Source organism: Pseudoselenomonas ruminantium (assembly GCF_900104055.1).
GTDB classification, from domain to species: Bacteria; Bacillota; Negativicutes; order Selenomonadales; family Selenomonadaceae; genus Selenomonas_A; species Selenomonas_A ruminantium_C.
On the sequence record NZ_FNJQ01000010.1, the window covers coordinates 37084 to 56479 of the forward strand.

Below are 19396 nucleotides of genomic sequence, written 5' to 3' on the forward strand. Positions count from 1 at the left end.
AGTTTGGCTGCAGAGAAAGTAAAGAAAAAGGCTAAACCGAAAGCTAAAGTTAAAAAGACATTGGTCATCGTGGAGTCACCGGCCAAGGCGAAGACCATTGAAAAATATTTAGGCAAGAAGTACATGGTGCGGGCTTCCATGGGACATCTGCGGGATCTGCCCAAGAGCCAGTTCGGCATTGATGTCGAAAATGACTTTGCCCCCAAATACATCAATATCCGGGGCAAGGGCGACCTGATCAAGGCCCTCAAGAAGGATGCCAAGAATGCTGATAAAGTGTATCTGGCAAGCGACCCGGACCGCGAGGGGGAGGCCATTGCCTGGCATCTGTCCTTTATCCTGGGGCTGAACCCGGATGAGGACTGCCGCATTGTCTTCAATGAGATCACCAAACCTGCGATTCAGGAGGCAGTCAAGCATCCGCGCGGTATCAACCTCGATCAGGTGGATGCCCAGCAGGCCCGTCGTATGCTCGACCGCATCGTGGGCTATAAGCTTTCACCGCTGCTCTGGCGCAAGGTACGCAAAGGGCTCTCGGCCGGTCGCGTGCAGTCCGTGACGGTCAAACTCATCTGTGACCGCGAAAAGGAGATTCAGGCTTTTGAGTCCGTGGAATACTGGACGGTAGGCATGAAGCTGCGCAAGGATAAGTCCGCCATGTTTGATGCCGAGCTTACTCATGTGGATGGCGAGAAGCTGGATCTCCATGATGAAAAGAATACCACGGCGCTGGTGGAGGACTTCCAGAAACAGCAGCTTATTGTGGATACGGTAAAGAAGAGCGAGCGCAAGCGCAAACCGGCGGCGCCCTTTACCACGAGTTCCCTGCAGCAGGATGCAGCCCGGAAATTGGGTTTCACCTCCCGCAAGACCATGATGCTGGCGCAGCAGCTCTACGAAGGTATTGAGCTCGGCCGCCATGGTGCGACTGGTCTTATCACCTACATGCGTACGGACTCCACCCGTCTTTCAGATGTAGCCCTGCATGATGCCCGGGAATTTATCGGGGCTGAGTTCGGGGAAGATTATTTGCCGGCAAAGGCCAATATCTATGTGACGGGCAAGAAGGCCCAGGATGCGCATGAGGCAATCCGTCCGACCGATGTGAATCTCACGCCGGACAGTGTGGCCAAGCATCTGAACAAAGATCAGCTGAAGCTCTACACCCTGATCTGGCAGCGGTTCACGGCCAGTCAGATGGTGCCGGCCATCTACGACACCATGAGCATCCAGATCAAGGCCGGCGAACGCTATACGGCCAAGGCTTCCGGTTCCAAGCTGAAATTTGCCGGCTTCACGGCTGTCTATGCCGGGGCAGATTCCAACAAGAAGGAAAAGGACGTCCTGCTGCCGGATCTGGAAGCAGGCGATGAGCTGAATATCGCTAAGATGCTGCCGCAGCAGCATTTCACGGAGCCGCCTGCCCGCTATAATGATGCCTCGTTGGTCAAGACGCTGGAGGAAAAAGAGATTGGCCGTCCGAGTACCTATGCGCCGATCATCGAGACTATCCAGGCCCGTGGCTATGTGCAGCGCATTGACAAGCATTTCCAGCCGACAGAGTTAGGCTTCGTTGTGGTGGATATGCTGGAGGAATACTTCAAGGATATCGTTGATGTGAAGTTCACCGCGGATCTGGAAAATGAACTGGATGAAATCGCGGAAGGCAAGGTGGAGAAGAACCGTCTGCTCAGGGAATTTTACGATCCGTTTGCAGTGACCTTGGAAAAGGCGGATGAAGCCATCGGCCATGTGGAACTGCCCGAGGAAGTTTCGGACGTGCCCTGCGAACTCTGCGGCCGCATGATGGTGGTCAAGCAGGGGCGCTATGGCAAGTTCCTGGCCTGCCCGGGCTTCCCGGAATGCCGCAACACCAAGCCCTTGCTCGTGGATACCGGCGTCAAGTGCCCGAAATGCGGCGGTTCCATCGTGGAGCGCAAATCCCACCGCGGCCGCAAGTTCTACGGCTGCAAGAATTATCCGGAATGCGATTACACGACCTGGGATCAGCCTTTGCAGGAAAAGTGCCCGAAATGCGGCGCCTTCATGCTCAAGCATCATTATAAGAATGGCCGCGGCCTGACCTATTGCAGCAATGACGATTGCGAAACGCGCATCGACCATCCCATCAACAAGGAACTGGAGAAGATGCGCCAGCGGGCTGAAGCCCGGAAGGCCAAGGAAGCCGAGGCGGCAGCTGCAGAGGCTGCTGAGAAAGAAAGCAAGACAAAAAAAGGTAACAAGAAATAATGAAAGATATCATCATCATTGGTGCCGGTCTTTCCGGTGCCGAAGCTGCCTGGCAGGCAGCCAATATGGGCGCGAAAGTCACGCTCTATGAGATGCGTCCGGTGAAATCCACGCCTGCGCATAAGACCGCAGAGTTTGCAGAACTGGTCTGCAGCAATTCCCTGCGTGGCGCTGGCATGGAAAATGCCGTGGGCGTGCTCAAAGAAGAAATGCGCCGGCTGGATTCCATCATCATGGAAGCGGCTGATGCTACGAAAGTGCCGGCAGGCGGCGCACTGGCCGTGGACCGTCATGGTTTCAGCCAGTATATCACGGATAAGGTGAGCAATCATCCGAATATCACGGTTATCCACGAGGAAATCGAGACGATTCCCCTGCGTGATGATGCGATTACTATCGTGGCCAGCGGTCCGCTGACCGAAGGGAAGCTGGCTGAGGAAATTGCCAGACTTACGGGTAACGATTCCCTGTACTTCTATGATGCAGCCGCGCCTATCGTGAGCCTCGAATCCGTGGACATGACCAAGGCTTACCGTGCTTCCCGTTATGGCAAGGGCGAGGCGGCCTATATTAACTGCCCCATGACCAAGGAAGAGTATCAGGCCTTCTGGACGGAACTCGTCAATGCGGAAAAAGCACCGACCAAGGACTTTGAGAAGGAAAAATTCTTTGAAGGCTGCATGCCGGTGGAAGTCATGGCCAGCCGTGGGGAAGATACGCTGCTGTTTGGCCCATTGAAACCAGTGGGCTTAGAGCATCCGGAAACGGGCGTGCGCCCCTATGCCGTGGTGCAGCTGCGGCAGGATAATGCTTCGGCCACTCTCTACAACATCGTAGGGTTCCAGACGCATCTCAAATGGCCGGAACAGCGCCGTGTATTCGGCATGATTCCGGGACTTGAACATGCGGAATTCCTGCGTTATGGTGTCATGCACCGCAATACCTTCCTGAATTCGCCCACTCATATGCGCCCGACCTTCCAGTTCAAGGGCATCGACAATCTGTTCTTTGCGGGACAGATGACCGGTGTAGAGGGGTATGTGGAATCGGCAGCTTCGGGACTTGTGGCTGGTGTCAATGCAGCCCGCATGGCTGCGGGCAAGGAACCGCTGGTCTTCCCCGAGGAAACCTGCCATGGTGCGCTGGCGCATTATATCACGACCAGTGAGGCCAAGCATTTCCAGCCAATGAATGTGAATTTTGGCATTTTGCCCACCATTGTGATGCGCAATGAGAATGGCAAGATCATCAAGGATAAAAAAGCGAAGAAAATGAAACTAGCTGAGCGGGCTTTGGCAGCGATCGATGCCTTCAAGCCGGCTATTGGAGGCTGATATCATGGAAACACAATTTCATGCAACAACAATCTGTGCCGTGCGCAAGAACGGCAAGACGGCTATTGCCGGAGACGGTCAGGTGACCTTCGGCGAGCACACGATCATGAAGGCCAACGCCCGCAAGGTGCGCCGCCTGTATCATAATCAGGTGCTGGCTGGCTTTGCCGGTTCGGTGGCCGATGCCTTTACGCTGTTTGAGAAATTTGAAGCAAAACTGGAGACCTATAACGGCAATCTGCAGCGCGCGGCAGTGGAGCTGGCCAAGGAATGGCGCACGGACAAGATCCTGCGCAAGCTGGAGGCATTGCTGCTGGTAGCTGACAAGGACACCATGCTGATGCTTTCCGGTAACGGTGAAGTCATCGAGCCGGACGGGGATGTGGCGGCTATCGGTTCCGGCGGTTTCTATGCCCTGTCTGCTGGCCGGGCCATGGCCAAACATACGGAGATGAGCGCTGGTGAGATCGCAAAAGAAGCCCTGTCAATTGCGGCAGATATCTGCGTATTCACCAATCATAATATCAAGGTTGAGGAGTTAGACTGATGGAAGAACTTTTTGGCACAAATGAACAGACTCCACGCCAGATTGTGGAGGAACTCAATAAGTATATCGTAGGCCAGGATGAAGCGAAGAAATCCGTGGCCATCGCCCTGCGCAACCGTTGGCGCAGCCGCAAGCTCTCCAAGGATATGCAGGAAGATGTGGTGCCCAAGAATATCCTGATGATCGGCTCCACCGGTGTCGGCAAGACGGAGATTGCCCGCCGCCTGGCGAAACTTGTCAAGGCTCCCTTCATTAAAGTCGAAGCTACCAAGTTCACGGAAGTTGGCTACGTGGGCCGGGATGTGGAATCCATCATCCGCGATCTGGCAGAAACTTCTGTGCGCATGGTGCGTCAGCAGCGCATTGAATCCGTACAGGAAAAGGCTAAGGAAATGGCTGAAGAGCGCATTCTTGACGTTTTCGTGCCGGAACCGAAGAAGAATACCAATCCGCTGGGACGCCTGTTTGGTGGCAGCGATGATGAGGCAGAAGAGCAGGAGAAACCAGCTGAACCAAAGTATCAGGCTGGTCGCGAATGGGTGCGCAAACGTCTGCAGAAGGGTGAACTGGAGCAGGAAACCATCGAGATCGATGTGGAAGAAAACGGCAAGCCCATGGTGGGCATGTTTGCCGGCTCCAGCCTCGAGAGCATGGGGGACAATATCCAGGACATGATCGGTAACCTGATGCCCAAGCGTCATCGCAAACGCAAGGTGACAGTGGAGCAGGCCCGCAAGATATTCACGCAGGAAGAGGCAGAAAAGCTCATCGATATGGAAGCGGTCGCAGATGAGGCTGTGAAAGTTGCCGAGTACAGCGGTATCGTATTCCTCGATGAAATCGACAAAGTGGCAGTCAAGGGCAACAGCTCCGGTGCTGATGTGAGCCGGGAAGGCGTGCAGCGGGATATCCTGCCCATCGTGGAAGGTTCCACGGTCATGACCAAATACGGTCCCTTAAAGACCGACCATGTGCTCTTCATCGCCGCCGGTGCCTTCCATATGGCTAAGCCGTCGGATCTGATTCCGGAACTGCAGGGCCGTTTCCCGATTCGTGTGGAACTCAAGTCCCTGCGCAAGGAAGATTTCCAGAAGATCCTGACCGAACCGCAGAACGCGCTGATCAAACAGTATCAGGCCATGCTGGCCACCGAGGGCGTGGAATTGGAATTCCAGGACGAGGCTATAGCCAGATTGGCGCAGCTGGCCTGCGATGTCAACGAACAGGCGGAGGATATCGGTGCCCGCCGCCTCCATACATTGTTGGAAAAACTGCTGGAAGAAGTAAGCTTTACGGCTCCGGAGCTGGAGGAAAAGAAAGTGATCATCGATGGGGCCTATGTGGATAAGCAGCTGGCAGATATCGTGGTGAATCGCGATTTGTCTCAGTTTATCCTGTAATCTGTTTTGAACGATTTGTTTCATATGCTTTTGAAGGAAGAAGCGGCCTTTGCTTCTCCCTTCAGAAATAATATGAAAATTTAATTAAAAATATTATTCTGCATCTATGATTATTTTGAAAAATGTGATAAAATAACCATAGATGTGTATGTGATGTCCCGTTCAAGGTTGAACAGGACTGTCAAAATATTTTGTAAAGGAGAAAGCTACATGGCATCATTATTAGAGAAAACCAGAAAGATCAACCGGCTCCTGCAGCGTTCCGAGAATGTGGAATATGATGGGATTTCCCGCGTTCTGAGCAATGTACTCAACGCGAATGTCTATATCACGAATAAGAAGGGAAAAATCTTTGGCTATGCTTTTGTCGATGATTTTGAATGCGACCTCATGGTGGATAAGGTAATCAACCAGGGCGAATTCCCCAAGACCTATGTGAACTGGCTGATGCGCATGGACGAAACCAACGCTAATCTGCATTCCAAGACGGGCATGTGCGCTTACGAGGAAAATACGAAATGCCTCTTCAACGGCAAGAACACCACGATTGTTCCCATCTATGGTGTAGGTGAGCGTATCGGTACCTTGGTGGTAGCAAAATACGATGAGGAGTTCAGCGATGAAGATCTGTTGCTCTGCGAATACGGCGCAACGGTTGTGGGCATGGAAATGCTCCGTGACCATGCGGAAAAGATTGAGATCGAAGCCCGCAAGAAAGCTACGGTACAGATTGCCCTGAATACCCTCTCCTTCTCCGAGAGCCGGGCCGCTAAGGCCATCCTTGAGGCCCTGCCGGATACGGAAGGCCTGCTGGTCGCTTCCAAGATTGCGGACAAGGTGAAGATCACTCGTTCGGTTATCGTCAATGCCCTGCGCAAGTTCGAATCCGCTGGCGTGATTTCCTCCAAGTCCCTGGGTATGAAAGGTACCTATATCAAGGTGCTCAACGAATACCTGCTGGAAGAAGTACAGAAGCTGAAAATCTGATAGATGTCTGCTATAAGACTGGTGCAATAGCACTGGTCTTATTTTTTTCTGCTGGAGATGGATAGCCTGTTGTTTAAACAAGAAAAAAATGATAAAGTGGGAAGGAGTTAGAGTCCTTATGTAGAAATTAAACAAAAGGCAACTACAGAAGGAGATTTCTATTTGGGCATATGGAAAGGGTGTGATTCCGGCATGCTGGAGCAAATAATGAATGCAGCTAACTTCGATTATCTGTCCCGGGGGCTTGAAGCCGCCAATATGCGGCAGGAGGTCATCAGCAACAATATTGCTAATGTCAATACGCCCCATTTCAAGCGCAGTGCGGTGAATTTCGAGGATCTGCTGGCCAAGGAATTACATCTGGATGACGAGCCCATGAAGGTGGCAATTGTCCGCACCCATGACCGTCATCTGCCGATACCTATGCATGGCAAGGCACATGCCGTGATTGAGGAAGACAATACAACCACCATGCGTGTGGATGACAACAATGTGGATATTGATATTGAGATGGCTGGCCTGGCCAAGAACCATATGTATTACAACGCGATGACTACCCAGCTGGGTGGCTTTATGACCGATTTGAAGAATGTAATCACCAGCGGACAGACCTAAGCTGGGGATAGAAAGTGCAAAAGGGAAAGACGATGAGCATGTTTCTAGGGATTGATGCAGCGGCTTCTGGTCTTACAGCTGAGCGTCTGCGCATGGATGTTATCTCCAATAATATCGCGAATGCCAACACTACCCGTACGGAAGGGGGAGGCGCCTATCATCGCCGCTATGTGGTCTTTGAACCCAGAGTTAAGGATAGCGGTCCGTTTCAGACTTTTTTGAAAAAAGCGGCAAATAAGCTGGAAGCTGGTGATGGTGTACGTGCTGTGCGCATTGAAAGCGACACGACTCAGGGGCCACTGGTGTACGATCCGGGGCATCCTGATGCCAATGCGGAAGGCTATGTGGAAAGGCCGAATGTGAACATGGTGGCGGAAATGGTGGACATGATAACGGCTTCCCGTGCTTATGAGGCCAATACTACGACCATCAATGCTGCCAAGGCCATGGTGTCGAAGGCCTTGGAAATGGGCAATAAGTAAGAACTTGTGTTTTGAGAGGGAAAAGATATGGAAATAGCACCACTCGCGATAACTCCGGTGTCAATGAGTGCCACCAGTCATTTGGGCGAAACACAGGAACCTAAGGAAGTGAAGAATTTTGGTCAGTATCTGACGGATGCGTTGAAGAAGACCAATGGGCTGCAGTTGGAATCTGAACGGCAGAATGCGCTGCTGGCAGCTGGCAGGATAGAAGATGTGTCACAGGTGGTTATCGCGGCCAAAAAGGCTGAGATTGCCCTGCAGCTTACCCTTCAGTTACGGAACAAGGCAGTGACAGCATATCAGGAAATCATGCGCATGCAGGTATGACGGCTAAGACAGTGTAATTCGACGTGAAGGGATTGAGATCATGGGAGATTGGAAAGAGCGGTATAAGGAGCTGCTGGAGAGATTCAGTAAGCGCCAGCGCTATATCATGCTGGGCTCCGCTTTGGCTATTCTCATTGCCATAATTGGTGTAAGTGCGTGGTATGGCAATAAGCCGGATATGGTTCCTCTGTTCACCAACATGGAGACCAAGGATGCCGGTGAAGTAGCTGCAAAACTGAAAGAAGCTAAAATCGAATACGAAGTGCAGGAAACACGGCAAGGCACTACAATCATGGTACCGTCACGGGATGTGCACAATGCCCGTCTGGATTTATCGACTCAGGGACTCCCCAGAGGGAATAAGGGGTTTGAGATATTCGATGACAGTAAGCTGGGTGTCACGGAATTTCAGAACAAGGTAAATTATCTGCAGGCTCTGCAGGGGGAACTGACTCGGACCATTGAGCAGATTGCATCTGTGGAGAAGGCGCGGGTGCATATTGTTCTGCCGGAGGACAGCCTGTACAAGAAGAATGAGAAGCCGGCAACAGCTTCGATCATGCTGCATCTGCGGCCTAATATGGAACTATCCAAGAAGGAGATCAAAGGTATTGTCAATCTGGCTGCGAATAGTGTCCAGGGGCTGAAACCGGAAAATATCACGGTGGTGGATGCCACGGGCAAGATCCTCAACGATCCGGATGAGAATGAGGAACAGAATGTCAGTGTCAAGACCATGACGCAGTTGGATATGACCAAGAAGGTTCAGGACAATATCCAGAAGAACATCCAGTCCATGCTGGATGATTCCATGGGAGAAGGTAAGGCTTTTGCTCGCGTGAGCGTTGAATTAGATTTTGATGATCGCACTACGGACAAACAGACCTTTACGCCGGTGGTTGACGATTCTGGCATTATCCGCAGCCAGCAGGATATCAGTGAAGCCTATAATGGCACGTCCACGCAGCCTGGCGGAGCGGCAGGGGTACAGTCCAACGTGCCCGGCTATGTGGCGCAGAATGCCAATGCCAATGCGGAATATGAGAAGAAAGAATCCACGAAAAACTATGAGATAAATGAGGAAAAATCCAAGACGGTGGCTGCTCCTGGTTCCATCCGCCGCCTGACGGTGGCTGTGTTGGTGGATGAATCGGTTACGCCGCAGCAGCAGGACAGCATCATGCGGACGGTGACCAGTGCAGCAGGCATCAATGCGGATCGCGGTGATACGGTATCCGTGGAACCGCTGCCCTTCAGCACGGAACTTCGCGATAAGCGGGCAGCTGAGGAAAAGGCGGCCAAAGATCGGGAAGACATGATCTTCTATGGTATCATCGGGGGAATCCTGCTGGTACTGGCAGCTATCGGTGGATATCTGTACTATCGCCGCAAGAAGAAACTGGAAGCCATTGCGGCCGAGCAGGAGCGGATTCGCTTGGAGGAAGAAGCAAAGAGAAAGAAAGAAGAAGAAGAGCGGGCGGCCCTTATTGCCGCAGGTGCTATCGAACCGGACGAGCTTTCCGAAGAGGAACAGCAGCATCTGTCCGAAAAGCAGGCCCTGCAACAGCTTATCGATCAGCGTCCGGCAGAAGTGGCTATGCTTGTTAAGACTTGGCTGGCGGAGGAATGACAAATGGCATTTGAAGATATGTATGGCGATGGCGATGAGGGGCTATCCAACTCGGAGAAAGCGGCCGTTCTGTTCATTGCTCTGGGGCCAGAGTATTCGGCCAAGCTGTTTCAGCATCTGGCTGATGACGAGATTGAGCGTATCACGCTGGAGATTGCTAACCATAAGAAGGTCAGTCAGGAAGTCAAGGCTCAGGTGGTCAGTGAGTTCTATCAGATGGCCATGGCCAGCGATTACATTTCCTCTGGCGGGCTCGAGTATGCACAGAATGTACTGGAGAAGGCTCTGGGAGCAGAAAAGGCGATGGAGATCCTCAATCGCCTTACCACCAGCCTGCAGGTTCGTCCGTTCGACTTCCTGCGCAAGACCGATCCTTCTCAGCTCATGAACTTCATCAACAACGAACATCCCCAGACGATTGCCCTGATCATGGCCTATCTGGATCCGGATCAGGCAGCTACCGTCCTCGGGGCACTGTCGCCGGAGGCACAGGCCGATGTGGCACGGCGTATCGCGCAGATGGACCGGACATCGCCGGATATCATCCGCGAGGTAGAGAGGGTATTGGAGCGGAAGCTTTCTTCCCTGGTTACGCAGGACTTCACCACGGCTGGCGGTGTCAAGGCCATCGTGGAAGTACTCAACCGGGTGGATCGCACAACCGAAAAATCCATTATCGAAACCCTGGAAGTGGACAATCCGGAACTGGCCGAGGAAATCAAACGCCTCATGTTCGTATTCGAAGACATCGTACAGCTCGACGACCGTTCCCTGCAGATGGTTCTGCGCGATGTGGAAACCAAGGATCTGTCTCTGGCCCTCAAGGCTACACAGCCGGAAGTGGCAGAAAAGGTCTACAGGAATATGTCGAAGCGTGCTGCCGATATGCTGCGTGAGGAAATCGAGTTCATGGGTCCGGTGAAGATCCGCGATGTAGAAGAAGCACAGCAGAAGGTCGTCAATGTCATCCGGGTATTGGAAGAAAAAGGCGACATTGTAATTTCGCGTGGACAGGGAGACGAGATGATTGTCTAGAGTTATCAAAGCCGCGATATGGGAGGAGAATCCTCATCTTATCCATACCCCCGAGCCGCCTAAGCCCGAGGAAAAGGCGGCGGAGGATAATGGCCTGGATGAAGAAACCCGCACCCGTATGCTGGCAGAAATTGCTGCCAAGGAGCAGCGCGCAATCCAGCTCCTGAAGGATGCCAAGGTAGATGCAGAAATCATCAAGCAGGAAGCTAAGGCTGAACGCAATCGGCTGCTGGCTGAGGCACAGAAGGAGATTGAGCGAAAGAAAGAAGAAGCCGCTGAAATCGGGCGGCAGGAAGGCTATGATGCCGGCTATAAGGATGGGGAAGCCAAAGTACGGGAGGAAATGGAAGATATCCTTGTCCAGGGCAGTGCCCGGGCAGAAAAAACCCTGCAGGATGCCAAGGCAGCCTGCAGGGATTATGTCCAGCAGGCTGAGGAAGATGTGGTGAAGATTGCCATGGCTGTGGTGGAAAAGATCCTGCCCCAGCATTTCATTGATGTGCCGCAGGTGGTACTGCCATTGGTCAGGGAATCACTTTTGAAGGTCAAAGATCAGAAGACCTTGAAGATTCATGTATCGCCGGCAGATTACGATCTGGTTCTGATGGCCCGCACGGAGTTCCGCGGGCTGCTTACCTATGGTGATGCAGAGATCGATATAACCTCAGATCTCAGCATGAAGCCGGGAGATTGTTTGATTGAAACGCCTAACGGCACAGTGGATGCAAGGCTGGCCACGCAGATTGAACTAGTGCGGCAGGCGGTGAAGAATGTGATGCTTTGAGGTTTTCGCTATGGATGATATGGGGGAAAACAAGCCGTTTCAACTGAATATCACGAAATTTACCGATGCCATCTACGAGTGCTCCAGCGTGAAGCTTACGGGCAAGGTCACGCAGGTGATCGGCTTGGTCATTGAATCCCAGGGACCGACGGTAAGTGTGGGGGAGCTTTGTTATATCAGCTCGCATAATCCTGATGTTCCCCCCATCCCTGCTGAAGTCGTGGGCTTCCGGGAAGGTTACGTCATGCTGATGCCTGTCGGCGAGATGCAGGGCATCGGTCCAGGTTGCGAAGTCACGGCGGCCCAGAAGATGCTAAACGTCCGGGTGGGGGAAGAACTACTCGGACGGGTTTTGGATGGACTAGGCAATCCAATTGATGGCAAGGGGCCAATCCTTTGCAAGCAGGAGTATTCCCTGCAGGCGGATCCGCCGCATCCGTTATCGCGTCCGCGTATCCATGACAGCCTCTATGTGGGGGTGCGGGCCATTGATGGCCTGATTACCATGGGGGAAGGGCAGCGTATCGGCATCATGGCCGGTTCTGGTGTGGGGAAATCCACGCTGCTTTCCATGATTGCCCGGAATACGGAGGCTGATATCAGTGTTATCGCCCTGGTGGGAGAACGTGGCCGCGAGGTTAGGGATTTCATCGAGCGGGACTTAGGTGAAGAGGGCATGAAGCGTTCCGTGGTGGTGGTGGCTACTTCGGATCAGCCGGCTTTGGTGCGCATCAAAGGTGCGATGACCGCCACGGCCATTGCTGAATACTTCCGCGATCAGGGGCGCAAGGTCATTCTCATGATGGATTCGGTCACCCGTTTTGCCATGGCCCAGCGTGAGGTGGGGCTGACCATTGGGGAGCCGCCGGCAACCCGTGGTTACACGCCCTCGGTATTTGCGATGCTGCCCAGGCTGCTGGAGCGGGCGGGGACCAGTGCCACAGGTTCCATTACGGGAATCTATACGGTGCTGGTGGATGGTGACGATATGAATGAGCCCATTGCCGATGCAGTGCGTTCCATCCTCGATGGACATATCGTTCTATCCCGCAATATTGCGGCGCAGAATCATTTTCCCGCCATTGATATCATGCCCAGCGTCAGCCGTGTCATGAATGAGGTGGTGTCGCCGGAGCATCTGAAGGCGGCCCAGCAGATGCGGCAGCTGATGGCTGTGTATCGCGATGCGGAGGATCTGATCCATATCGGGGCGTATGTCAAAGGCTCAAGCGCCAAGATTGATGAGTCCATCCAGAAGATTGATGCGATAAATGAATTCCTTTGTCAGGGAATCTATGAAGTGGATACCTATGAAGACACGGAAAAGAAACTGATGCGCATTTCCGGGTGATGAGGCATGAAGAAGTTTAAATTCCAATTGGAAACCCTGTTGCGGGTGACACGCCGCAAGAAAGACGATGCGGAGCGGGAATTTGCCGCTGCTTCCCGCAGGCTGGAGGAAGCCCGGGAGGGCTTGCAGACCTTGCTGGCAGAGATGCAGAAGGGACAGCGGGACTATGATGCCCTGTCTCAGGAAGGTGTCAGGGTTACCGTGGGTCGGCTTATGGCGTTCAATAGCTTTTTTGCCTGGAAGCGGGAACAGATTGAAATGCAGCAGGGCATTGTGCTGCAGATGAAGGGTGAGAAACAGAAGAAGCTCAAGGCATTGATGGCCATCATGAGTTATCTGAAAAGCATTGAGCAGTTGAAAGAACGACGCTGGCAGGAGTATCAGGCCGAAGCCCTGCGGGAAGAACAGAAAATGCTGGATGAGATTGGTCTTCAGCTGACCATGCGCAGGAGAAGGGAAGGAGCAGTATCATGATGGATTTGACCGGCGTGCGTCAGGTACAGGCACGGATTGCCCAATTGCAGGAACAATTCGGTATGCCCGGGACTATTCCCGGTGCGGGCTTCTCTAAGACGCTGGAAAAGGAAATCCAAAAGACAATGGGCGGGGCAGATAAGACTGCAGCGCAGGTGGAAAAGACACAACCATTGCCGGATGTGCAGAAGGTGGAGCAGACGAAGGCAAGGCCTAAGACGGAAAAAGTGCTGGGAAATCTGCCGCTGGCTGATCAAAAACTCAGTACACTCATAGAGTCCGCTGCCCAAAAGTACAAGGTGGATCCCAAACTTGTGGCTGCGGTGGCAGAGGTGGAATCCAATGGACGGCAGGAGGCCGTATCCCAGGCCGGAGCTATCGGCGTCATGCAGCTGATGCCGGATACGGCGGCTTCTTTAGGCGTGGATCCGTATGATAAGCAGCAGAATGTGGAAGGCGGCGCCAAGTACCTGCGGCAGATGCTCGATACATTCGGCGGTGATCTCAAAAAGGCTGTGGCGGCTTATAATGCCGGCCCTGGAGCGGTAAAAGCCTATGGCGGGATTCCGCCTTACAAGGAAACCCAGAATTATGTGAATAAAGTATTGGATATCTATAGATAACGAAGGCAGGTAGGAAAATGGCAGCAGCGAAGAAGAAAAAAAAGAAAAAAGGCAGCAAAATAGTAAAAGTGCTATTGGTGCTCTTCCTGCTGTTGGTACTTATAGTGGGAGGCTTTGCCCTGGGCATCTATCTGCAGCTCATTGACACTAAGGATGCCAATGAGAAACTGAAACTCTATGATCTGCCGGTGGTGGGGGAATACTTTGTGCGCCCTGCTCCCAGCGAGGATGAGATGGAAAAATTGCCGGTGGAGGATGCTAAGCCGGACAAGGATAAAGACAAGAATGTAAAAAAGGACGACAAGGATAAGAAGGAATCCAAGAAAATCGTCATAACCAAGGAAGAAATCGAAAAACAGATGAAGCAGCGGGAAGCGGAGGAAAAGAAGCGTGTTTCCAAGCTGGCCCGGTTGTACAATCAGATGAAGCCCAAAGAGGCGGCTAAGGCTATGAATGAGCTCGACGATGATATGTGCATCGCTATCTTACAGCGTATGGATGAAGCCGTGGTGGCCAAGATCCTGACTGCCTTTGATGAGGGCAAGACTGCCAGGATCACCCGAATCATGTATGCGGGCACCCAGAAGGAAGTCAATACGGAGGAAGATATCCGCCGTATGCTGGAGGAAAAAGCCCAGAAAAAAAATGCGGAAGAAGAGCAGCAGCAACAACAGTGAATCCATCCCTGTTGGCAGAAATGCCAACAGGTTTTTTATTATGGCAGGGTTAAAATACCATTAAAAAGCGGTTAAATTGGGACATAGCCCCTTGCATTTTCAAAAGATAAATAAGATAATAAAGTATATGTGTCTGAACAGGGGAGGAGTTCCATGAAAAGACTATTCTTTTTGCTGTATATCACGGCGCTGGCCGTCGTGTTCCCTTTTGCTGCGCTTACTGCTGAGGCCAGTGATTTTGGGGACAGAGTCAGCAGCATGGCAGAGATAACTGGCATCCGGGACAGCAGTGATGCCGATAAAACCCGGATTGTCATTGATGCCAGCAAGCCGGTGACCTATAAAAAGATGGTGCTTTCAGCTCCTGACCGGGTGGTTATCGATATTGCCAACGCCTGGGTTTCACCCAAGCTTGACCGGCAGCTGGACCTTGATACGAACTTTGTGGGCACAGTGAAGATTGCTCAGTTCGATCCTCAGACGGTCCGTGTGGTGGTGGAGACCAAGGTGGGCCGGAATAATTACAAGGTTTTTGGCCTGAACAGCGGTACGGTTCCCGGCCGTATTGTGATGGATTTTGGCAATCTGACGGATTCCAGTGGGGCTAAGATCGATCTGCCGGAGAAGACGCCGGCAGCTAAGCCGAAGGCGGAAACGGTCAAGCCAAAATCCGCAAAACAAGAGCAGGCGCAAAAGCAGGAGAAAAAAGAGCCGGAAAAGAGCAAAGATCCCACCAATAAGGATGAGGAACTGGACGAGGAACTGGCAGGCATTACCGGCTTGAAGGGGCGTAAGATTGTCTTAGATCCCGGTCATGGCGGCAGTGACTCAGGCGCTATTGGTCCTACGGGCGTAATGGAAAAGAGCGTTACCCTGCGGGTGGCCAATGAAGTGCGCCGCTTGCTCGTGAAGGAAGGTGCCACGGTCTATATGACACGGGAGGCTGATATCGAGGTGTCGCCGAAACGGGCGAAGGCCACGGATATCGAGGAATTGCAGGCTCGCTGTGATGTGGCTAATGAGGTCAATGCGGATATCTTCGTCTCGATCCACATGGATTCCTTTACCAACCGGGCCGCCAAAGGCACGACAGGTTATTATTACTCGTTGGGAGACAAGCGCTCCCGGGTATTGGCGGACAAGATCCGTTCCGGGGTTATCGATCAGATCGGCACGCAGAGCCGGGGCACGCAGAGCTGCAATTTCTATGTAGTGAAGCATACGGATATGCCCGCAACTTTGCTGGAGGTAGCGTTTATCTCCAATGAGCAGGAAGAAAAGCTTCTGGACAGCGAAGACGGCATCCGCAAAGCAGCTCAGGGAATTGTGGATGGCATTGCCGATTACTTTGGTTAATGAGACAGAAGAATAAAAGAAAGGATTTTACAGGTAACAATGGAAGCACAGAAAACAGAAATGACACAGGCAGAAAGCCTGGCGCAGATGATGGAAGCAGATATGGAGGAGCGTAAGAAAGCGCTCTATCGCCATAAGATGCCGGCGAAGAACGACCTGCAGTCGATGCTGGAAGCCATGACCAGGGCAGAGTTGGATGATATCCGCTACAATCTCAACATCAGCGGTGCCAGCTCGCTGAAGAAGGCGGAGCTGGTTCAGAAGCTGATGCCGGAAATCATCAATTTCGCCCGTCTCTGGCTGCCTTCTATTCTGTTGGAGGAATACGAATGCTTCCAGCACCTTATCCTGGAAAAGGGGCAGAGTACCAAGCTGCGCGATGATGATGTGCGTCTGGACTATCTGCGCGGCCTGGGTTTCCTTTCCTGTGCCAAGGTTGAGGACCAGCTCGTCTGGTATATGCCGGAGGAAATCCGTGCTGAGTTCAAGAAGCTGGATTCCCCGAACTTTGAGGCGCTGGCAACCATGAATACGGAGATTACCCGCCTGACAGCAGGTGCGCTCTTCTATTACGGCTACATGAACTATGAAGAGCTGTATACTATGGTGGCCGGACATCTGGAAGCTGACCAGCGGGAAAATCTCTCCTTCAAGGATTTTGTCGGCGTGATGCTCAATGCCTCCTGCTGGACGAATACGATCGTGGCTTTGCCGCAGGGCGTGAAGTATTATACGCTGATCGATGAGTCGGCATTGGAGGATGAACAGCGCAAGCACAGCAATCTGGATTTTGCGAAGTTTACCTATGCGCAGCTTTTTGAAGCTGGCGCAGACAATCATATCGATGCTACGATGGAGTATAAGGATCTGGCACAGTTCTTCATGAAAGAACATGGCTGTGATGTGCTGAAGGCAGCAGATATTACAGGGGAGATCTTCATCCTTTTGCAGAATGGCGGCAATCTGCAGGAAGCAGCAGAATATCTGGAACAACTGGGCATGATGGACGATGAACGCAAGATGAAGGCTGTGGTGCCTTTGCTGATCGCATACAATAACGAAACTCATCTTTGGCCGCTCAAAGGACATACCCCCAGCGAGCTCTTTGCCAAGAGTGGTATGGGCAAGGTGATTCCCTTTGCGGAAGTGCATCGTCAGAAGGCTGGACGCAACGATCCCTGTCCCTGTGGCAGCGGGAAAAAATATAAGAACTGCTGCCTGGCGAAGGATGAAAACTGATGAAACAGACCTTTGGTTACAAGGCAAAAGCACGGCAATTCTTTGTGGTGCTTTTGCCCATCTTTATAACCCAGTTGTCCCTGATGGCAACGGGTTTTTTTAATACCGTGATGGCCGGTCATATCAGCCAGCAGGACCTGGCCGGCGTGGCGGTGGGGGTAAATCTCTTCATGCCTTTTTTCGGCAGTTTTTTGGGAATCATATCCGGTCTGACACCAACGATTTCCCAGCTTTATGGTGCGGATAAGGCACATAAGATCGGCTTCATCGTCAAGCAGGGCTTTTACTGGGCACTGGCTTTGGGGGCAGGTTTTGTGGCGCTGGGCTGGCTGGCAGTGCCTCATATCCTGCCGCTTTTGCATCTGGAGCCGAAGGTGGAGTACATCACCAGTCATTATCTGATGTTCCTCTCCATTGGCATCATGCCCATCTTCGTGTCCTCGGTGTTGCGGAATTTCATCGATGCCCATGGCTATACGCGGCTGACCATGTGTGTGACCATGTGTACCGTGCCCACTAACATCACGCTCAACTACATTTTCATGTACGGCCTGTGCGGGATGCCGGCCTTCGGCGGCGTGGGGGCTGGCCTTGGCTCAGCTATCACGCTGACGCTGAACCTGCTGCTGAATATCGTCGTGGTGACAACGATGAAACCGTTCAAGGAGTATCATGTGTTCCGCAATCTGCCGAAAATCGATCTGCAGGAGTGGAAAAAGCAGCTGAGTGTCGGGATTCCCATCGGAGCTACTATGTTCTGTGAACAGAGCATCTTTGGTGCTGTGGGGCTCTTCATGACCGCTTATGGCACCGCAATCGTGGCAGCACATCAGGCGGCCATGAATTTCACCACCATTGTCTATATGATCCCGCTGGCTGTGAGTATGACACTGACAATCCTGGTCGGTTTTGAGGCAGGGGCAAAACGCCTGGCGGATGCGCAGCAGTATATCCGGCTGAGCCGTTATCTGACGTTTTTCACGGTGGGCAGCATTGCCCTGCTGCTTACGCAGTTTCGTGAGGAAATCGCGGCTTTCTACACCACCAGCAGCGAAGTGCAGCCCATATTGGCTGGCTTTTTGGTCTATGCGGTGTTCATGCAGTTTGCCGACAGCATCAACGCGCCGCTGCAGGGGGCTCTGCGCGGATTCAAGGACGTTCATGTGACCTTCATGCTGGCGGTGCTCTCCTTCTGGCTCATCGGGCTGCCGTTGGGCTGGGTGCTGGCCAGATTTACGGATCTGGGCCCTTATGGCTATTGGCTGGGGCTGATTGCCGGCATTATTATCGGGGCAATCTGTTTGGAGATACGCTTGCGGCAGGTGCAGGAAAAGGCTGCGTCCACTGTTAAACAGTAGATTTTTGAAAATTTTGCCAGAAAAACTTTAAATTTTAAAAGGGAAAAAGGCGAACCTTGCCGAAATTAGAGAGAATAAGAAGACGTGCCGGATGAGTATGTGGAAGGTAAGGAGAGGAAGAGCATGATCAAGCTGACAAAGTTTAATTCGCAGACAAATAAAAAAGGAGAATTCGTGCTCAATGCCGAAATAATAGAAACGATAGAGGAAACGCCGGATACGGTGGTAACCCTGACTAATGGCAAGAAATTCATCGTGGAGGAACCCATGGATGAAATCGTCCGCAGGGTGATGAAGTATCGCCGGGCACTCCACCAATTTTGATGTGGACAAATCCTCATCAGCTGTTATAAAATTGAAAGACATTACGATTATGGAGGAGTAAACATATGGCTGACGAAGAAAAAGACACAGAGGAAGTGGCAGAGGAAGAACCGAAGAAGAAATCTCCGATAGTTCTGGTTGTCATTCTGGTGTTGATTGGTCTGGTGCTCGCCGGCGGCATCTCGTTCTTCATAACGACTAAGATGATGGCGGAGACCGCAACAGAGCAAGTCAACGAACATCACGATCCTGGCAAGTTCATCAAGCTAGGGGATGCAAAAGAGGGTATCCTGGTCAACGTGGGCGGCCAAAAGGCCGGCAAGTTCCTGAAGGCTGGTATTGTTCTGGAAATGAATCCGGGCAAGAAAAGCAATATTACAGAGGAAGGTGCATTGCTCCCTGAAGCCGAAACCAAGATCCTGGATACGACGATGCAGCTCCTGCGCAGTGCAAAGCTCGATGAATTTGATGCAAACCGGCAGGATGAACTCAAGAAGAAATTGAAGGATGAACTGAACAACAAACTGGGGCCGGGTTCTGTGTATGATGTGTATATAACGAGCTTCCTGCTTCAGTAAGCACGTTCGTATTCCAGCAGGG

Annotated in this window: 20 protein-coding genes; all 20 read left to right on the forward strand. The window is 52.2% G+C overall.

Translation table 11 applies throughout. The features are described from left to right. Positions 1 to 3: 3 nt before the first annotated feature. The 20 genes from topA to BLQ59_RS06040 all read left to right on the forward strand — a co-directional run bounded on the left by topA (position 4) and on the right by BLQ59_RS06040 (position 19374). On the forward strand, positions 4 to 2250 hold the full coding sequence (gene topA, locus BLQ59_RS05945; RefSeq protein ID WP_074571983.1) for a type I DNA topoisomerase: 2247 nt from the start codon (positions 4 to 6) through the stop codon (positions 2248 to 2250). Next, the gene (gene trmFO, locus BLQ59_RS05950) at positions 2250 to 3584 is read left to right on the forward strand and encodes a methylenetetrahydrofolate--tRNA-(uracil(54)-C(5))-methyltransferase (FADH(2)-oxidizing) TrmFO (protein ID WP_074571984.1); all 1335 of its coding nucleotides are present in this window, start codon (positions 2250 to 2252) and stop codon (positions 3582 to 3584) included. Before topA ends, trmFO begins: the two co-directional genes overlap by 1 nt. Positions 3585 to 3588: 4 nt before the next feature. Continuing rightward, on the forward strand, positions 3589 to 4131 hold the full coding sequence (hslV, locus tag BLQ59_RS05955) for an ATP-dependent protease subunit HslV (protein WP_014423681.1): 543 nt from the start codon (positions 3589 to 3591) through the stop codon (positions 4129 to 4131). Beyond that, on the forward strand, positions 4131 to 5531 hold the full coding sequence (hslU, locus tag BLQ59_RS05960) for an ATP-dependent protease ATPase subunit HslU (RefSeq protein WP_074571985.1): 1401 nt from the start codon (positions 4131 to 4133) through the stop codon (positions 5529 to 5531). Before hslV ends, hslU begins: the two co-directional genes overlap by 1 nt. Before the next feature lie 210 nt (positions 5532 to 5741). Beyond that, complete coding sequence (gene codY / locus BLQ59_RS05965; RefSeq protein ID WP_014423683.1) at positions 5742 to 6518, forward strand: GTP-sensing pleiotropic transcriptional regulator CodY; 777 nt, start codon at positions 5742 to 5744, stop codon at positions 6516 to 6518. A 192-nt stretch (positions 6519 to 6710) separates the two neighbouring features. Continuing rightward, complete coding sequence (gene flgB / locus BLQ59_RS05970) at positions 6711 to 7133, forward strand: flagellar basal body rod protein FlgB (RefSeq protein WP_074572020.1); 423 nt, start codon at positions 6711 to 6713, stop codon at positions 7131 to 7133. Between the two features lie 32 nt (positions 7134 to 7165). After that, on the forward strand, positions 7166 to 7615 hold the full coding sequence (flgC, locus tag BLQ59_RS05975) for a flagellar basal body rod protein FlgC (RefSeq protein WP_074571986.1): 450 nt from the start codon (positions 7166 to 7168) through the stop codon (positions 7613 to 7615). Positions 7616 to 7642: 27 nt separating this feature from the next. After that, entirely contained in the window at positions 7643 to 7945 is a 303-nt protein-coding gene (gene fliE, locus BLQ59_RS05980; RefSeq protein ID WP_074571987.1) for a flagellar hook-basal body complex protein FliE, read from the forward strand. Between the two features lie 40 nt (positions 7946 to 7985). Beyond that, positions 7986 to 9575: a flagellar basal-body MS-ring/collar protein FliF gene (fliF, locus tag BLQ59_RS05985; protein WP_074571988.1), complete on the forward strand. Its 1590-nt coding sequence runs from the start codon at positions 7986 to 7988 to the stop codon at positions 9573 to 9575. Positions 9576 to 9578: 3 nt separating this feature from the next. Then, positions 9579 to 10610, forward strand: a complete 1032-nt coding sequence (fliG, locus tag BLQ59_RS05990) for a flagellar motor switch protein FliG (protein WP_371118271.1) — start codon at positions 9579 to 9581, stop codon at positions 10608 to 10610. Beyond that, complete coding sequence (locus tag BLQ59_RS05995; RefSeq protein WP_074571989.1) at positions 10603 to 11394, forward strand: FliH/SctL family protein; 792 nt, start codon at positions 10603 to 10605, stop codon at positions 11392 to 11394. The genes fliG and BLQ59_RS05995 overlap by 8 nt, the downstream gene beginning before the upstream one ends. Before the next feature lie 10 nt (positions 11395 to 11404). After that, a complete protein-coding gene (gene fliI / locus BLQ59_RS06000; RefSeq protein ID WP_074571990.1) occupies positions 11405 to 12745 on the forward strand; it encodes a flagellar protein export ATPase FliI in 1341 nt (446 codons plus the stop codon). 6 nt (positions 12746 to 12751) lie between these two features. Continuing rightward, positions 12752 to 13219 carry a flagellar export protein FliJ gene (gene fliJ / locus BLQ59_RS06005; RefSeq protein ID WP_074571991.1) on the forward strand — a complete coding sequence of 156 codons (468 nt, stop codon included), beginning with the start codon at positions 12752 to 12754 and terminating at the stop codon, positions 13217 to 13219. Continuing rightward, complete coding sequence (locus tag BLQ59_RS06010) at positions 13216 to 13842, forward strand: lytic transglycosylase domain-containing protein (RefSeq protein ID WP_074571992.1); 627 nt, start codon at positions 13216 to 13218, stop codon at positions 13840 to 13842. The genes fliJ and BLQ59_RS06010 overlap by 4 nt, the downstream gene beginning before the upstream one ends. Positions 13843 to 13859: 17 nt before the next feature. Next, positions 13860 to 14519 (forward strand): MotE family protein, encoded by a 660-nt coding sequence (locus tag BLQ59_RS06015; RefSeq protein WP_074571993.1) that lies wholly within the window; start codon positions 13860 to 13862, stop codon positions 14517 to 14519. A 153-nt stretch (positions 14520 to 14672) separates the two neighbouring features. Further along, on the forward strand, positions 14673 to 15875 hold the full coding sequence (locus tag BLQ59_RS06020; RefSeq protein ID WP_074571994.1) for an N-acetylmuramoyl-L-alanine amidase: 1203 nt from the start codon (positions 14673 to 14675) through the stop codon (positions 15873 to 15875). 39 nt (positions 15876 to 15914) lie between these two features. Next, positions 15915 to 17114 (forward strand): YecA family protein, encoded by a 1200-nt coding sequence (locus BLQ59_RS06025; RefSeq protein ID WP_074571995.1) that lies wholly within the window; start codon positions 15915 to 15917, stop codon positions 17112 to 17114. Beyond that, positions 17114 to 18472, forward strand: coding sequence for an MATE family efflux transporter (locus BLQ59_RS06030; RefSeq protein WP_074571996.1), 1359 nt, complete (start codon positions 17114 to 17116; stop codon positions 18470 to 18472). The genes BLQ59_RS06025 and BLQ59_RS06030 overlap by 1 nt, the downstream gene beginning before the upstream one ends. Before the next feature lie 123 nt (positions 18473 to 18595). Further along, a complete protein-coding gene (locus BLQ59_RS06035; protein WP_074571997.1) occupies positions 18596 to 18796 on the forward strand; it encodes a flagellar FlbD family protein in 201 nt (66 codons plus the stop codon). Positions 18797 to 18861: 65 nt separating this feature from the next. Then, positions 18862 to 19374 (forward strand): flagellar basal body-associated FliL family protein, encoded by a 513-nt coding sequence (locus BLQ59_RS06040; protein WP_074571998.1) that lies wholly within the window; start codon positions 18862 to 18864, stop codon positions 19372 to 19374. Positions 19375 to 19396: the final 22 nt, after the last annotated feature.

Bases quoted from the DNA above. Each gene is read 5' to 3' on its own strand.
- codY (WP_014423683.1), top strand. From the start codon at position 5,742: ATGGCATCATTATTAGAGAAAACCAGAAAGATCAACCGGCTCCTGCAG.
- BLQ59_RS06015 (WP_074571993.1), top strand. From the start codon at position 13,860: ATGGCAGCAGCGAAGAAGAAAAAAAAGAAAAAAGGCAGCAAAATAGTA.
- trmFO (WP_074571984.1), top strand. From the start codon at position 2,250: ATGAAAGATATCATCATCATTGGTGCCGGTCTTTCCGGTGCCGAAGCT.
- flgB (WP_074572020.1), top strand. From the start codon at position 6,711: ATGCTGGAGCAAATAATGAATGCAGCTAACTTCGATTATCTGTCCCGG.
- hslU (WP_074571985.1), top strand. From the start codon at position 4,131: ATGGAAGAACTTTTTGGCACAAATGAACAGACTCCACGCCAGATTGTG.
- fliG (WP_371118271.1), top strand. From the start codon at position 9,579: ATGGCATTTGAAGATATGTATGGCGATGGCGATGAGGGGCTATCCAAC.
- flgC (WP_074571986.1), top strand. From the start codon at position 7,166: ATGAGCATGTTTCTAGGGATTGATGCAGCGGCTTCTGGTCTTACAGCT.
- BLQ59_RS06010 (WP_074571992.1), top strand. From the start codon at position 13,216: ATGATGGATTTGACCGGCGTGCGTCAGGTACAGGCACGGATTGCCCAA.
- fliF (WP_074571988.1), top strand. From the start codon at position 7,986: ATGGGAGATTGGAAAGAGCGGTATAAGGAGCTGCTGGAGAGATTCAGT.
- BLQ59_RS06035 (WP_074571997.1), top strand. From the start codon at position 18,596: ATGATCAAGCTGACAAAGTTTAATTCGCAGACAAATAAAAAAGGAGAA.
- fliJ (WP_074571991.1), top strand. From the start codon at position 12,752: ATGAAGAAGTTTAAATTCCAATTGGAAACCCTGTTGCGGGTGACACGC.
- BLQ59_RS06025 (WP_074571995.1), top strand. From the start codon at position 15,915: ATGGAAGCACAGAAAACAGAAATGACACAGGCAGAAAGCCTGGCGCAG.
- fliI (WP_074571990.1), top strand. From the start codon at position 11,405: ATGGATGATATGGGGGAAAACAAGCCGTTTCAACTGAATATCACGAAA.
- hslV (WP_014423681.1), top strand. From the start codon at position 3,589: ATGGAAACACAATTTCATGCAACAACAATCTGTGCCGTGCGCAAGAAC.
- fliE (WP_074571987.1), top strand. From the start codon at position 7,643: ATGGAAATAGCACCACTCGCGATAACTCCGGTGTCAATGAGTGCCACC.
- BLQ59_RS06040 (WP_074571998.1), top strand. From the start codon at position 18,862: ATGGCTGACGAAGAAAAAGACACAGAGGAAGTGGCAGAGGAAGAACCG.
- BLQ59_RS06030 (WP_074571996.1), top strand. From the start codon at position 17,114: ATGAAACAGACCTTTGGTTACAAGGCAAAAGCACGGCAATTCTTTGTG.
- BLQ59_RS06020 (WP_074571994.1), top strand. From the start codon at position 14,673: ATGAAAAGACTATTCTTTTTGCTGTATATCACGGCGCTGGCCGTCGTG.